Annotated in this window: 12 protein-coding genes; 7 read left to right on the top strand and 5 right to left on the bottom strand. The window is 64.0% G+C overall.

Going from position 1 to position 13,858, the window contains the following annotated elements; genetic code table 11:
• The first annotated feature begins 35 nt into the window (after positions 1 to 35).
• Positions 36 to 2,663, top strand: a complete 2,628-nt coding sequence (gene pepN, locus KW842_RS21285; protein WP_218306133.1) for an aminopeptidase N — start codon at positions 36 to 38, stop codon at positions 2,661 to 2,663.
• Positions 2,664 to 2,697: 34 nt separating this feature from the next.
• On the opposite strand, the gene KW842_RS21280 is transcribed toward pepN, so the two are convergent.
• Positions 2,698 to 3,702 carry a hypothetical protein gene (locus KW842_RS21280; protein WP_218306132.1) on the bottom strand — a complete coding sequence of 335 codons (1,005 nt, stop codon included), beginning with the start codon at positions 3,700 to 3,702 and terminating at the stop codon, positions 2,698 to 2,700.
• Positions 3,703 to 3,729: 27 nt separating this feature from the next.
• Positions 3,730 to 4,878 carry a TIGR04552 family protein gene (locus tag KW842_RS21275; protein ID WP_218306131.1) on the bottom strand — a complete coding sequence of 383 codons (1,149 nt, stop codon included), beginning with the start codon at positions 4,876 to 4,878 and terminating at the stop codon, positions 3,730 to 3,732.
• Positions 4,879 to 4,939: 61 nt separating this feature from the next.
• On the opposite strand from KW842_RS21275, the gene KW842_RS21270 reads away from it, so the two are divergent.
• The 6 genes from KW842_RS21270 (at position 4,940) to KW842_RS21245 (ending at position 11,358) form a co-directional block, all read left to right on the top strand.
• On the top strand, positions 4,940 to 5,890 hold the full coding sequence (locus KW842_RS21270; protein ID WP_218306130.1) for a glycosyltransferase: 951 nt from the start codon (positions 4,940 to 4,942) through the stop codon (positions 5,888 to 5,890).
• Entirely contained in the window at positions 5,874 to 7,691 is a 1,818-nt protein-coding gene (locus KW842_RS21265) for a glycosyltransferase 87 family protein (protein WP_218306129.1), read from the top strand. The genes KW842_RS21270 and KW842_RS21265 overlap by 17 nt, the downstream gene beginning before the upstream one ends.
• Before the next feature lie 87 nt (positions 7,692 to 7,778).
• On the top strand, positions 7,779 to 8,123 hold the full coding sequence (locus KW842_RS21260; protein ID WP_218306128.1) for an STAS domain-containing protein: 345 nt from the start codon (positions 7,779 to 7,781) through the stop codon (positions 8,121 to 8,123).
• Positions 8,120 to 8,548: an ATP-binding protein gene (locus tag KW842_RS21255; protein WP_218306127.1), complete on the top strand. Its 429-nt coding sequence runs from the start codon at positions 8,120 to 8,122 to the stop codon at positions 8,546 to 8,548. Before KW842_RS21260 ends, KW842_RS21255 begins: the two co-directional genes overlap by 4 nt.
• Positions 8,545 to 9,861, top strand: coding sequence for a PP2C family protein-serine/threonine phosphatase (locus tag KW842_RS21250; protein WP_218306126.1), 1,317 nt, complete (start codon positions 8,545 to 8,547; stop codon positions 9,859 to 9,861). The genes KW842_RS21255 and KW842_RS21250 overlap by 4 nt, the downstream gene beginning before the upstream one ends.
• Positions 9,862 to 9,927: 66 nt before the next feature.
• The gene (locus KW842_RS21245) at positions 9,928 to 11,358 is read left to right on the top strand and encodes a GntP family permease (protein ID WP_218306125.1); all 1,431 of its coding nucleotides are present in this window, start codon (positions 9,928 to 9,930) and stop codon (positions 11,356 to 11,358) included.
• Here KW842_RS21245 and KW842_RS21240 read toward each other — a convergent pair.
• The 3 genes from KW842_RS21240 to KW842_RS21230 all read right to left on the bottom strand — a co-directional run bounded on the left by KW842_RS21240 (position 11,300) and on the right by KW842_RS21230 (position 13,795).
• Complete coding sequence (locus KW842_RS21240; protein WP_218306124.1) at positions 11,300 to 12,103, bottom strand: DNA-formamidopyrimidine glycosylase family protein; 804 nt, start codon at positions 12,101 to 12,103, stop codon at positions 11,300 to 11,302. The genes KW842_RS21245 and KW842_RS21240 overlap by 59 nt on opposite strands.
• Positions 12,104 to 12,170: 67 nt before the next feature.
• Positions 12,171 to 12,878, bottom strand: coding sequence for a site-2 protease family protein (locus KW842_RS21235; protein WP_218306123.1), 708 nt, complete (start codon positions 12,876 to 12,878; stop codon positions 12,171 to 12,173).
• 2 nt (positions 12,879 to 12,880) lie between these two features.
• Positions 12,881 to 13,795, bottom strand: a complete 915-nt coding sequence (locus KW842_RS21230) for a DUF2167 domain-containing protein (protein ID WP_218306122.1) — start codon at positions 13,793 to 13,795, stop codon at positions 12,881 to 12,883.
• Positions 13,796 to 13,858: the final 63 nt, after the last annotated feature.

Raw genomic sequence — 13,858 nt, 5'->3', positions numbered from 1 at the left:
CCTGCGCGGGAATGACGATGAATTCAGGAGAGAACATGAAAAAATACATTATCGCCACTGCCGTCACGCTGGCCTTTGCCGGCGCCCATGCCGCCGCTGCCACGCCTGCGCCGCGCGCTGAAAACGCCTTCCTGTCGCAAACCGACGCCGCCGCCCGTTCGGAGCGCGTCAGCAATGTCGACTACACGCTGGAATTCACGCTGACCGGCAAGGAAAGCTTTAGCGGCGCCACCACGCTCAGCTTCGACCTGAAAGACGCGTCGCAGCCGCTGACCATCGATCTGGACAAGGCCACCATCGCCAGCCTGACCGTCAACGGCAAAAACGTCACGCCGCAGTACAACAACTGGTTCATCACGCTGGCTGCCGCCGACCTGAAGGCCGGCCGCAACACCGTCACCATCGCCTACAGCCGCCTGCACAGCACCAACGGCGAAGGCCTGCACCGCATGGTCGATCCGGTCGATGGCCGCGTCTACACCTATTCGCACTTCGAACCGGCCGCCGCGCACCAGATGTTCCCGGTGTTTGATCAACCCGACCTGAAGGGCACTTACCAGGTCACCGTCACCACGCCGGCTGACTGGGTGGCGGTGTCCACCATGCGCGAGAGCGGTGTGCAGGATGTCGAAGGCGGCAAGAAGTGGACCTTCCCACGTTCGAAGAAACTGAGCCCGTACAACTTCTCGATGCACGCCGGCCCGTACAAGGTATGGGAAGACAATAGCGGAAAATATCCGATGCGCCTGTTCGCGCGCCAATCGGTGGCGTCGCAAGTGTCGCCGCAAGACTGGTTCCGCTACACCAAGCAGGGCCTGACCTTCTTCGATGAATACTTCGGCATCCCTTATCAGTTCGAGAAGTATGACCAGCTGCTGGTGCCGGACTTCCTGTACGGCGCGATGGAAAACGCCGCCGCCATCACCTTTGGCGAAGGCAGCTTCCTGCACAAGGAAGAGATGACCACGGCGCAGAAGCAGTCGCTGGCTGGCGTCATCATGCACGAGATGGCGCACCAGTGGTTTGGCGACCTGGTCACCATGAAGTGGTGGAATGGCCTGTGGCTGAACGAGAGCTTCGCGTCCTTCATGGGCACGCTGGCGACTGCCGAGGCAACCGAGTTCACCAACACCTGGCAGAGCTTCTACTCGGGCGGCAAGCAAGCTGCCTACACCCAGGACCAGCGCGTGACCACGCACGCGATTGAAACGCCGGTGCCATCGACCGCCAACGCCTTCGATAACATCGACGCCATCACCTACTCGAAAGGCGCATCGACGCTGAAACAGCTGCGCCACCTGCTGGGCGAAGAAGTGTTCCGCAAGGGCGTGCACAACTACCTGGTCAAATACCAGTACCAGAACGCCACGCTGGACAACTTCATCGGCAGCCTGGGCGAAGCCGCCAACCGCGACCTGAGCGGCTGGACCAAGGAGTGGCTGTATGAAGCCGGCGTCAACACCATCGCCGCCGATTACAGCTGCTCCGCCGGCAAGGTGAATAGCTTCACGCTGCGCCAGACCGCGCAAAGCCAGGAACTGCCGACGCTGCGCGAACAGCGCGTGCAGATCGGCCTGTTCCAGCTGGGCGCACAAGGCCTGACGCTGAGCAAAAACGTCGCCGTCACCTACAAGGGCGCGGCAACGGTGGTGCCGGAACTGAAGGGCGCGGCTTGCCCGGACCTGGTGTATCCAAACTATCAGGACTGGGGTTTTGTGCAGGTGCAGCTGGATAAGAAATCCTTCGCCACCGCGCAGTCCAGTCTGAGCAAGGTGGACGATCCGCTGCTGCGTTCGATGCTGTGGCAAAGCCTGTGGGATGGCGTGCGCAACGCCAAGCTGCCGCTGAACGAGTACCTGAAAACTGCGCTGGCCAACGCGCCGTCCGAGAAGAACTACACGCTGCTCGGCGATATCCTTGAGAAGGTGCACGCGTCGGACAACTACCTGCGCCTGATGGGCCCATCGGCCTACCGCAGCAAGGTCGGCGCGCAGCTTGAGAAAATGGCGTTTGACGCCGCCAATGCCGCCACCGACAAGAACTTCCAGCGCCGCTGGTTCTCGTCCTTTGTGGGACTGGCCAGCAGCCCGGCAGCGCTCAAGCAACTGGCCGATATCCTCGATGGCAAGCTGGTGGTGCCGGGCCTGAACGTCAGCCAGGACGTGCGCTGGGACATCATCCGCCGCCTGAACCGCTTTGCCTATCCGGGCAGCGAAGCCTTGCTGGCGGCGGAACAGGAGCGCGACAAGTCGGACAGCGGCCAGCAGGCAGCCATCGCCGCCACGGTGATCCGTCCGGACGCCAAGGTCAAAGCTGAGTGGGCGGCCACCATTGCCGACCTGAAGACCAAGCTGCCGTTCTCCAAAGTGCGCACCGCGATGGGCAGCATGTTCCCGGCCGAGCAGGGCGCGCTGAACGAGAAAACCGCAGCGCAGCGCCTGGCGACCTTGGGTGAGGTCGACAAGGCCGCAGGTCCGGTGTACATGCGTGCTTATGGCGCGTCGCACATTCCGGCCGCCTGCACGCCTGCCAGCGTGAAGCGCCTGGACGATGCTGTCGCCAAGCTGACTGATTTGTCGACCAATACGCGCCGTTGGCTGCTGGTCGCCAAGCAGGAAGATGAACGCTGCGTCGCTATCAAGAAGGCCATGACCGCGCACTGATCCACGCGCCGGTCAGCTTGCGAAAGCCAGTCCGTCAGGGCTGGCTTTTTTTATGCGCCGGCGGCGGTTCGCGTAAGCGGGCCTTGCGCGCCAAGCCGTCCGGGCCGAACAGGATGGTGAATTCGGCTGGCGGCGCATCGCTGCGGCTAGCGGGATAAGTGTAGCGCCACATCTGGTAGCCGCTGTCGAACTTGACCTCATCTGCGGTGCCCAGCCTGGCCTGCATGTGCGCGGTGCTGGCGTAGCCGGCGGCGATGGGGCTGTCGTTTGCGCCGGGAGGACTGTCCATGTCCTCGAAAGAAAGCAGCGTATCGTCGGACCAGCTGCGGTCCCAGATCGGCGCATAGTAGCTGCGGTCGAGCAGCACCTGGCAATCGCAATAGGGCAGGGTGGACGGCGTTTGCGTGCCACCCGCGTATAGCGCCTTGAACGGCAGCGTCGCCTGGCGTGCACCGTCGCGCAGCGTGATCGCGTACACCGGGCGCTCGGCAAAGAACAGGTAGTTCCCATCGGCGTGATTGCAGACCCGCTCCGGACTGGTGAACAGCTCGCCCAGCCAGGCAAACATCTGCGCGTTATTGGACAGCAGGCCGGCTTCCACGCCGACCATGCATTCAAGGCGCAGATCGCCTAGCCGCCGCATGCCCTCGGGCACACCGGGGCTGCGCACCTGCGCGCGCCAGGTCAGTGTGCTGGTCTTGCTGCTGGCGATCAGCGCGGCGTCCTCTTTGGCGGCTTGCTGATTGCGCTCCAGCGTGAAGCTATGGTCCGGCGCCACCGTGACCGGCAGCGAGACAGTGTCGCCCGCCACCCTCAGCGTCAGGCCTGCCAGTTGCGTGGTGGGCAGGCGTGGCAGCAGCTGGAAGCGTAGCGTCGCCTGCGGCGCCAGCGCTTGCCGGCGTGCGAAGGTATCCATCCCCGCCAGCATCTTGCGGTAGGATTTATCAACCGGATCGCGGGTCGCCGCCACCGTGATGCTGGGTGCGTCCTGGGCTGCCGCGCTGGCCGCCACCATCAGCGAGAATATCAATGTGCGCATGACGCGCTAGCGTAACGCAATGCCGCATCAGGCGGCGCACTGGTGCGCGATCCAGCGCAGCAGCTCGCGGCCGAACACCCGCGTGCGCGCGGTGTCGACCTGGCGCTGCTTGTAGGCTTCGTGGCTGGCCGGGCCACTCAGGCTGCGCTGGTAGCTGGCCTCGTCCATCAGCTGGATTTCGTATTCAAAGAAAAAGCCGACGTCGTAATCCTGCTCAGGCGCCGCATCCAGCTGCTGTACGTGGATCATTTTTCGTACCGTTACCTGCAGGCTGTTGAAGCCATTGCCGCTGTGCGGATTGTCGCAGCGTGTCTGCGGCTGCGAGATCTCGGCCAGCTCGCTGTCCATCTGCCGCAGCAGGTCCAGCGGATAGGCTGCGCTGTGCTCCAGCTGCGCGCGGTACTTGTCGAATACCTGTTGCGCCGCGTCGAGGTCCAGCAGGGTGTTGCGGGTACGTGCGGCATCCACATTGGTGACCGACAGCAGATGCACGCGCTGCAGGGCGCGCAAGGCCAGCACGCATTCGCAGCGGGTGGCGAATACCAGCCGCACGCCCAGGTGGTCGAAGATATCGGCCGCCAGGTAGGCAGCTTTTTGCAGCAGCTTGAGCAGAATGCTGTTGCGGCCTTTGTTGTCCTTGCGGTCGTAGCGCAGCAGCGGCAGGCAGCTTGTGCCGTCGGTCAGGAAGTAGTGCTCGCCGTCGCGGCGTATCACCTCATCCAGCGTGCCGAACACCTGCGCGCGGATGGCGTGGAAGTGGCGCAGCTTCAGGTTGTTGTCGATGTAGAAGATGCCGTGCATGACCTTCAGCACCGCGCACGCCCACATGCGCCGCGCGTCGTCGTGCTGGCTGCTATCCGACGCGTATAGCAGGAGCTGGAGCGGATCGTCCGGCTCCGCCACCTCGGCCGGAATCAGCCCGGCCTGTGCCGGCGTCAGGAAGGTCGCGCGGATGAACGCCACCGCCTCCCGGTGCGCGTTGCGGATCAGCGCCGGGGCGGCCGGCTGGTCCAGGTCGAAGCCATATTCGCGTACGAATTGCTGGGCGTCGTCCAGATTGCGCAGCGCCAGCGCATCCAGGTCGATCGCCGAAACGCCGTTGGCGATCGCGTTCAGATAAGTCCAGTTCAGTGACAGCTTGTCTCCACCCTTGAGGGAGGCGTGCAGTTGAGCCATGCGCAGGGTCTCCTGGTCAGTTGGAACTATAATAACGCCTTTGCCTGCCGACATCAGCATTATGACCATCCCAAGCAATACGCGCATTGCCATTTTGGTGCCTTGCTACAACGAAGCACTGACCATCGCCGCCATCGTGCGCGATTTCCAGGTTTGCCTGCCGCAGGCGCAGGTTTATGTATTCGATAACAATTCCACCGATGGCACGGCCGATGTGGCGCGTGCCGCCGGTGCCATCGTGCGCAATGTGCCGGCCCAGGGCAAGGGCAGCGTGGTACGCCGCATGTTTGCCGACATCGAGGCGGACGCGTATGTCATGGTCGACGGCGACGATACTTACGACGCCAGCGTGGCGCCGCAGCTGGTCGAGCGCATGCTGGACGAAGGCCTGGACATGGTGGTCGGCAACCGCGTCAGCACCGAGCAGGCAGCCTACCGGCCCGGCCATCGCTTCGGCAACGCCATGCTGACCGGTTGCGTGTCGTTCATCTTCGGCCGCACCTTCACCGACATTTTGTCGGGCTACCGCGTGTTCTCGCGCCGCTACGTCAAATCGTTTGCCGCCCACTCGGCCGGCTTCGAGATCGAAACCGAACTGACGGTGCACTCGCTGGCGCTACGCATGCCGGTGGCGGAAGTGGCCACCGTGTACAAATCGCGTCCGGAGGGTTCGGTCAGCAAGCTGAATACCTACCGCGACGGCTTCCGCATCCTCGGCACCATCTTCCGGCTGTTCAAGTCGGAGCGTCCGCTGGCCTTCTTCACCATCTTTGCCGCGCTGAGCGCGATGCTGTCGGTGATCCTGGCCGAACCAGTGGTTGCCACCTACCTGCAAACCGGCCTGGTGCCGCGCCTGCCAACCGCCGTCCTATGTGCCTCGCTGATGCTGTTTGGCGTGATCCTGCTGGTATGTGGCATCGTGCTGGACGCGGTCACCAAGGGCCGCATCGAGCAGAAGCGGTTTACCTACCTCGCTCATCCAGGTCCGGCTACGCATGATCACGCTGCCTGACGCCTGGTTGGCGCGGCGCAGCGCTTTTCTCAACCATCCGCGCGCCGGACGCTGGGCGCTGCTGCTGGTGCCTGTCCTGCTTGGCCTGCTTTCCGTGCTGGCTGGCCAGGACGATGGCTGGGACATGCGCAACTACCATCTGTACAACGTCCATGCGCTGCTGGGCAACCGCATCGGCTTCGACCTGGCGCCGGCTGGCTTCCAAAGCTATTTCAATCCAACGCTGGACCTGCCTTACTATTATCTGAACCAGTGGCTGCCGCCGCGCGCGGTTGGCTTCGTGCTGGGCGCGCTGCACGGCCTGAGCTTTGTGCTGCTGTTCGGCATCGCCCGCCAGTTGCTGGGACCTGGGCAGCCGCGCCGGCTGGCGCTGTTGCTGGCGTTCGCTGGCGTGGCCGCACCCGGTTTCCTCAGTGAGCTGGGCAACACCATGGGCGACAATCTCAGCGCGCTGCCGGTGCTGCTGTCGCTGTATCTGGTATTGCGCCGCTGGGACACGCTGCTGCACTGGAGCGGCCGCGCCGCGCTGGCCGGCCTGGGCGCCGGTGTGGCAATGGGCGTGGCGGCCGGTCTCAAACTGACCAATGCGATTTACGCGGTGGCGCTGTGCGCAGCCTTGCTGACGGTACCGCTGGCCTGGTGGGAACGGCTGCGGCTGTCCTTCGTGTTCGGTGTGGGCGTGCTGGCTGGCGTGGCTGCCAGCGGCGGCTGGTGGATGGCACGCATGTGGCAGACCTTCGGTAATCCGCTGTTCCCGCAATTTAACAACTTCTTCCACAGCCCGCTGGCGCCGGACCAGGGCGTGATCGATGTCTTCTTCCGTCCGCAGGGCTGGATGGAAAACCTGCTGTGGCCATTCATCTTCACTTTCCATACCCGGCGCGTATCGGAGATTCCGCTCAAGCTGGCGGTGTGGCCGCTGCTGTACGTGACGCTGATCGTGCTGGCTGCCGTGTGGCTGTGGCGCCGCCGCAGCGCGGTCCAATCGGCGCTGACGCTGGCCCCGCGCAGCGTACTGTTGCTGGCGTTTGTGGCGGTGGGCTATCTGGTGTGGATGCGCATGTTCAGCATCTACCGCTACCTGGTGCCGCTGGAGCTGTTGGCGCCACTGGCGATCTGGCTGGCGTGGCAGTATGTGTCGCCGCGTGCCTTGCGGCTGGCCGGCTGGGCGCTGGCGCTGCTGGTGATTACCGCACTGCCGGCTGCCAACTGGGGCCATGCCGACTGGGCCGACAGCGCCTTCAGTGCCCGTATGCCGGTGATCGAGCGTCCAGCCGATAGCATCGTCTTCTTCGTTCAGCCGGATCCGCCGTCGGGCTGGATGGCTACCTTCCTGCCACCAGCCACCCAGGTCATCGCGCTGGATACCGGCATGCTGGAAACGCCGGCCTGGCGGGCGCGCCAGCAGGCCGCCATCGCTGCCCGTCCTGGTCCGCACTATCTGCTGCTGAGCGCTGCCCGCAATGACCGCGACGGTACCCGCCTGCGCAAGCTGGCGGCGGCGCGCGCGCTGGGCCTGACCGATGACGCTGCCGGCTGCGACAAGCTGGAACGCCTGATGGGCAAGGTGCGGCTACAGGTTGAGCTGCGCCGCCTGCCAGCAGGCGGCTGCACTTTCGACCTGCTGCCGCAGCATCGCATCGACCTTGCGGCGCAGGATCGTGCCGCCATCGCACTGGCCGGCGAACGGGTAGGCCGTTACGGCCTGACGCTGGAAGCTGCCAGCTGCGCCAGCCATCCGGCGGCGGTGGGTGGCGAGCCGCGTCCCTTCCTGTGGTGCCGAGTCGCTGCGCACGATTGAAATGTCATAAAACGGTCATATTGGGCGCGTATGCTGGTGCGCTTGCGCGCCCCGTGCGCGTCCCGCCATTTTCAGGATCTGCCCAATATGACCATTGCATACACCGACGTCAACGACACCCTGCGCCGCGTCTCCCTATCGGGCCGCCTTGATATCGCCGGCACTGACGCGATCTCGCTGCAATTCACCGCGCTCACCGCTTCGGCCAAGCAGCGCGCCGTGGTCGATCTGAGCGCGGTCGATTTCCTGGCGTCGATCGGCATCCGCGCCATCGTCGCCAATGCGCGTGCGATGCAACAGCGCGGTTCGCGCATGGTGCTGTTCGTCGGCGAGAACGGTCCGGTGGCCAAAACCCTGTCGACCACCGGCATCGACGCCGTAATCCCGATGTTCAACGACCTGGCCAAGGCGGAAGAGGCGGCGCAGGCTTGAGCACGACCCCGCACAGCGCCGGCTTGACGGTGACGGCGCAGGCGTCCGAGCTGCGCCGCGCCGCCGCCTGGCTGCACGCCGAAGCCGGCGCACGCGCCGTGCCGGACAGTGACATCGCCCGGCTCGACATGTGCCTGCACGAAGCGCTGGCCAATATCATCGACCACGGCGACCTGGCCGCCGCCGCACCGGTGCAACTGCGCTTGCAGGTGCAGCCGGGCAGCGCCACGCTGACGCTGGAAGACGGCGGCGTGGCGTACGACCCGACGCAGGCGGTAGCGCCGCCACGTCCGCTGATGCTGGAAGACACGCTGCCCGGTGGCCTTGGCGTGGTCATGCTGCGCAGCCATTCGGACCAGCTGGATTACGCCTGGCGCGATGGCCGCAACCAGCTGACCGTCACCGTGCGCTGGAGCGCCGCATGAATAATTCCGCCATCACGCGGCGGCCGTTCCGCCGCAGCGGCGAACGCCGTCATGGCCTCGATCACTTGCTGGGCCATCGTCACGATCACCGCCATGAGGAGCGTGACGTGGAGCGGCGCCGTCAGGGCATGGACTGGATCGGCCTGTTCCGCCAGGCCAGCGCCGACGCGGTGGACGCCGCGCTGGCGGAAGCTGAAGTGCTCAATCTGCCGGCCGGCGCGCCGCTGCTGAACTACGGCGAAGTCAATCACAGTGTGTATATTCTGCTCTCCGGCCTGCTGCATGTGCACCTGGACGGCAAGGCCGGTTCGTCCGGCGCGATTGCGGTTTCGCCGGGAGAGTTGATCGGCGAACTGTCGGCCATCGATGGCGAGCCGGTATCGGCGCTGGTGGTGGCGCACGAGCCGTCGCAAGTGCTGCAATTGTCGCGCGACCTGTTCTGGCAGAAGCTGATGGCGCTGCCCGGCGTCGCCAGTAACTTGATGACCACGCTGACCGGCCGCATGCGCCGTTCCAATGAGGCGGCGCTGAAAGCACAACGCTCGGCGCTGGAGCTGGAGCATCTGCGCAAGGAGCTGGACATCGCGCGCCAGCTGCAAGTCAGCATGCTGCCGCTGCAACGCCCATTGTTCCCGGAGCGCAGCGACTTGCATGCCTGCGGCCTGATGGAGCCGGCCTCGCACGTCGGCGGCGATTTGTTCGACGCCTTTTTCATCGACGACCATCTGCTGTTTATTTGCATAGGCGACGTGTCCGGCCACGGTGTGGCGGCAGCGCTGTTCATGGCGCGGGCGATAGGCCTGCTGCGCGTGCTGGCGATGAGCATCACCGAGCCGGATCAGCTGCTGGCCACGCTCAACGACCGCCTGTGCGCCGGCAACGACACCAATCTGTTCGTCACGCTGTTCTGCGGTTTTCTGGAGGTCGACACCGGCCTGCTGCGCTACTCGAACGGCGGCCATTGCCCGCCAATGCTGCTGTCGGGCGGTATCGCCAGCCTGCTGCCGATACCGAAAGGCGTGCTGGTCGGTGCCTTCCCTGGCCTGATTTTCGGCGCGATGCAAACCGTGCTGGCGCCCGGCGATACGCTGCTGTGCTACACCGATGGCGTGACCGAGGCGGCCAATGAGGACGGCGTCGAATTCTCCGAGGAGCGCTGCCTGGAACTGCTGGCGCAGTGGGATCATCCATCGCTGCCGGAAGCGCTGGACCTGCTGCGGCTGGCGGTCAGCACCTACACCGGCCAGCCGGTGCTGGACGACGACTGTACCATGCTGGCGATTCGCCGTCCTCTTGCTTCCGGCTTGATCTAACGCCGCAGCACAAGGTTGCAATAAGTTCTACAATGTCCGGAAGAATAACCATCTTCCGGAGTCCGCATGTCGTTCCTGATCGTTCTTGCCGCACTGGTGTTCCTGATGCTGGCCGCGTATCGCGGCTACAGCGTGATTCTGTTCGCGCCGATTGCCGCGCTGGGTGCGGTACTGCTGACCGATCCGGGCGCGGTGGCGCCGGTCTTCAGCGGCATCTTCATGGACAAGATGGTGGGCTTCATCAAGCTGTACTTCCCGGTTTTCCTGCTCGGTGCGGTGTTCGGCAAGCTGATCGAGCTGTCCGGCTTTTCCGAATCGATTGTGGTGGCGGCGATCAAGTACATCGGCCGCACGCGCGCCAACGCGGTCATTGTGCTGGTGTGTGCGCTGCTGACCTATGGCGGGGTGTCGCTGTTTGTGGTGGTGTTTGCCGTGTATCCGTTTGCGGCTGAGCTTTACCGCCAGAGTAATATCCCCAAGCGGCTGATGCCGGGCGCGATTGCGCTGGGTGCGTTTTCCTTCACCATGGATACGCTGCCGGGCACGCCGCAGATCCAGAACATTATCCCGACCACCTTCTTCAAGACCACCGGCTGGGCCGCGCCTTACCTCGGCGTGATCGGTTCCATTGCCACACTGGCGGCCGGCCTGGCTTTTCTCGAATGGCGCCGCCGAAGCGTGATGGCGACCGGCGAGGGCTATGAGGCTGTACCAGCCGCTGCCACCGCCACCGCCCCTGCCGCGCAAACGCCGGTGGCTGCGCCTGTCCGCGCCGGCTTGCCGCATCCGCTGCTGTCGCTGGCGCCGCTGGTCATGGTCGGCGTGGCCAACTTCGCGCTGACCAAGCTGATTCCCGGCTGGTACGGCGACAGCTACGCGCTGACCGCCGACGCCTTGCCCGGCCTGCACGCACCGGTCAGCCTGACCATCAAGCCGGTGATCGGCATCTGGGCGGTGGAAGGCGCGCTGTTGCTGGGCATCCTGCTGACCATCGTCACCGCCTTCACGCGCATCAAAAACGCTTTTGCCGACGGCACCAAGGCGGCAGTGGGCGGTGCACTGCTGGCCGCGATGAACACCGCCTCCGAGTACGGCTTCGGTGGCGTGATCGCCGCGCTGCCTGGCTTCCTGTCGGTCAGCAACGCGCTGCGCAGCGTGCCCGATCCGCTGGTGAACGCAGCGGTGTCGGTCACCTCGCTGGCTGGTATTACCGGCTCGGCATCGGGCGGCATGAGTATCGCGCTGGCGGCCATGTCGGATCAGTTCATCAAGGCGGCCGAAGCGGCACACATCCCGCTGGAAGTGATGCACCGGGTAGTGGCCATGGCCAGCGGTGGCATGGACACGCTGCCGCACAATGGCGCCGTCATCACGCTGCTGGCGGTTACCGGGCTGACGCACCGCCAGTCGTATCGCGACATCTTCGGCGTCACGGTGATCAAGACGCTGGCGGTGTTCTTTGTGATCGCGGTCTACTATCTGACCGGACTGGTGTAAGCGCAGGTGGATACTGCTTCTGGCAGTTGACGCAGAAGAAGCTGCGCCGCTTGGTCTTGCCCAGGTGCGCCTTGTGGAAGGGGATATCGCAGCGCGGGCAGATGCGTTTGGTGTGCGCCAGCCAGTGCTGCTTCAGTACGAAGGCTTTTTTCCAGCGCAGGAAATCGAAGGCGTACGCGCGCATCTGCTCAACCAGCTCGCGCTGCTTGGCGGCCGATAGCGCGCCAATCCTGGACAGCGGATGCACGCGGATGCGGAACAGCACCTCGTTCTTGAAGATATTGCCGGCGCCGGAGAAAATTTCCTGATCCAGCGTGGCGTCGCAGACCAGCATTTCCGGCTGGGCGCGCAGCTTCTTCAGCGCCAGCCTGGCGTCCCACTGATCCGACATGACATCGGAGCGCCAGTCGTATTGCGCATCCAGATCGGGCGGCAGGGTCTTGACCGAGCAGGTGTAGAAGTTGAATTCCTCGCCATCGTCAAAACCGAGGCTCAGGCGCGGTTCGGCGTCCGGCTTGCGCTCGTTGATGCGGTAGCTGCCGAACATCAGCAAATGAATGCGCAGTGCGCGGTCCGGCAGCTGTATCAGGAAATGCTTGCCCCAGCTGCGCAGGGCCAGCACCTTCTGCTCCACCAGGCCGTCGAAATCCACCGCCTTGGCGTTGCCGCTGGCCCGCTTGATGGTGCGGCCGGCAAAGCCCTCCGCCTGTTCGCGCAAGATAACGATGGATGGTCCTTCCGGCATGGCGCTGCTCCGCTGAGATACAGACTCTCAGTGTGGGCGCGCGGCACCGGCCGGACTGTACGCTGGCTCACCGAGACGGCAGCATCTCGTGGATGCTGTAGCTCATCATGGCGAGGAAGGCCACCAGTACCAGATACATCACGCCGTAATTGATACGCGCTTCACGCGACACCACGTAGTAGTCGGCGGGCTTGGCAGGATCGCCCCAGATTGCTTCCTTGATCTGCGGATAGGCCAGTACCGCCACCAGGATCAGCATCGGGCTGGGGTGATAGAAGAACAGTGCTGCCAGCAACGGTACACCTGCCAGCCATACCTTGGGCGAAATGATGGCGGTGATGCGGCCACCGTCCAGTGGCGACACCGGGATCAGGTTGAACAGATTGATCATGCAACCGGAGTAGGCCACCGCCAGCATCAGGTTGCTGTCGTTATTCCGTGCAAAATAGTAGCAGGCAAGCGATGCCAGGGTGCCCGCCAGTGGTCCCGCGAAGCCGATGTAGGCCTCGGTCTCGACATCGTGCGGCAGCTCCTTCAGCGCGATCCAGGCGCCAACGAAGGGGATAAAGGTCGGCGCGCCGACATTCAGCCCGCGCTGGCGCGCCGCCACGTAGTGCCCCAGTTCGTGCACCAGGATCAGCGCCACGAAACCTAGCGCATAGCGCCAACCATACACCCAGCTGTAGACCACAATGGATAGCAGCATGGTGCCGCAGGTCAGCAGCAGCTTGCCCATTTTTCCGGCCGCCAGCAGCCATATGATCAGCTTGGCCACGTTTATTCCGGTTTGCTCAGGTCAACGCCGGCGGCTTGCTGCTGTTTTTTGCGGCCCATCAGTTTCCACACCCAGCCACCCAGCGCGGCCACGCCCAGCAGGATGAATTTCTTGAGTGCCAGCAGCACGGCAAAGAGCTTGCCGAAGAAGCCCAGCTTGGCGGCGACGCCGCCGGCGACCAGTGCTGCAATGCCATATTCAGCCACCTTGTCGGTGCTGGCGTTGAAATCAGCGTAGCGGTTGCCTGGCGTGAAGTCGGTGAAGGCGGTGACCTTTTTCATCTCCTGTTTGACCTGGGCGATCTGGTCCATGCCTGCTACGGCGTTCAGTACCAATACGCCCTCGCGGCCCAGCACGCGGATGTTGTAGTTGAGGCCGTTACCGTTGCTGCCGTCGGTATGCAGCTCCTTCGCCCAGTACAGCTTGTGCTGCGCCTTGTCGTAGCTTGGCTGCTCGGCCCAGCCGACCAGCGACATTGCAGAATAACCTTGCTCCTTGCGCGCTTTATTATTTTCTGCCATCCCCTCCTGCATGTCCTTCAGCAGATCGGCATAGTTGATGTGGTCGGCGTCATCGTCCTTGACGTGGCCGTCCTTGTCGTAGGTGACCACCACGCCCCAGCCAGCCTGGCTGAGCGGGTTGACGCCGGCGGGCACGATCATGCCCAGGGTCTTTGCGCCGGGTGGATTGCCCCAGCCGTCGGTGATGAGTTTCTCGGCGTCGGCCGGATCGAGGTAGCGGAAGCTGGCCGGCAGGTCGAGCGTGGCGATATCTCCCGGCAGTTTGACTTTGCCTTCGTGGAAGGTCAGCGACGCGAGGAATTGCTGTGCGGTCATCTGCGGCGCGGGATCGGCGGCAACGGCCGGCAGCGTGGCGGTCAGGCTCAGGCAAAGCAGGGCGGTAAGAAGATGGCGCATACGGACTCCTTGTAAGAAAGGCTATATCCTACAGGAAACTATTGCGCATTTGGTAATCATTTA

Source organism: Duganella sp. sic0402 (genome assembly GCF_019219065.1).
Lineage (GTDB): Bacteria > Pseudomonadota > Gammaproteobacteria > Burkholderiales > Burkholderiaceae_D > Rugamonas.
Note: the sequence above shows the minus strand (reverse complement) of the source record. Positions and strands in the feature narration are given on the sequence as shown.

Excerpts from the sequence above, each read along its gene's own strand:
- KW842_RS21245 (WP_218306125.1), top strand. The coding sequence starts at position 9,928 with ATGTCGTTCCTGATCGTTCTTGCCGCACTGGTGTTCCTGATGCTGGCC.
- KW842_RS21260 (WP_218306128.1), top strand. The coding sequence starts at position 7,779 with ATGACCATTGCATACACCGACGTCAACGACACCCTGCGCCGCGTCTCC.
- KW842_RS21240 (WP_218306124.1), bottom strand. The coding sequence starts at position 12,103 with ATGCCGGAAGGACCATCCATCGTTATCTTGCGCGAACAGGCGGAGGGC.
- KW842_RS21230 (WP_218306122.1), bottom strand. The coding sequence starts at position 13,795 with ATGCGCCATCTTCTTACCGCCCTGCTTTGCCTGAGCCTGACCGCCACG.
- KW842_RS21250 (WP_218306126.1), top strand. The coding sequence starts at position 8,545 with ATGAATAATTCCGCCATCACGCGGCGGCCGTTCCGCCGCAGCGGCGAA.
- KW842_RS21275 (WP_218306131.1), bottom strand. The coding sequence starts at position 4,878 with ATGGCTCAACTGCACGCCTCCCTCAAGGGTGGAGACAAGCTGTCACTG.
- KW842_RS21270 (WP_218306130.1), top strand. The coding sequence starts at position 4,940 with ATGACCATCCCAAGCAATACGCGCATTGCCATTTTGGTGCCTTGCTAC.
- pepN (WP_218306133.1), top strand. The coding sequence starts at position 36 with ATGAAAAAATACATTATCGCCACTGCCGTCACGCTGGCCTTTGCCGGC.
- KW842_RS21265 (WP_218306129.1), top strand. The coding sequence starts at position 5,874 with ATGATCACGCTGCCTGACGCCTGGTTGGCGCGGCGCAGCGCTTTTCTC.
- KW842_RS21280 (WP_218306132.1), bottom strand. The coding sequence starts at position 3,702 with ATGCGCACATTGATATTCTCGCTGATGGTGGCGGCCAGCGCGGCAGCC.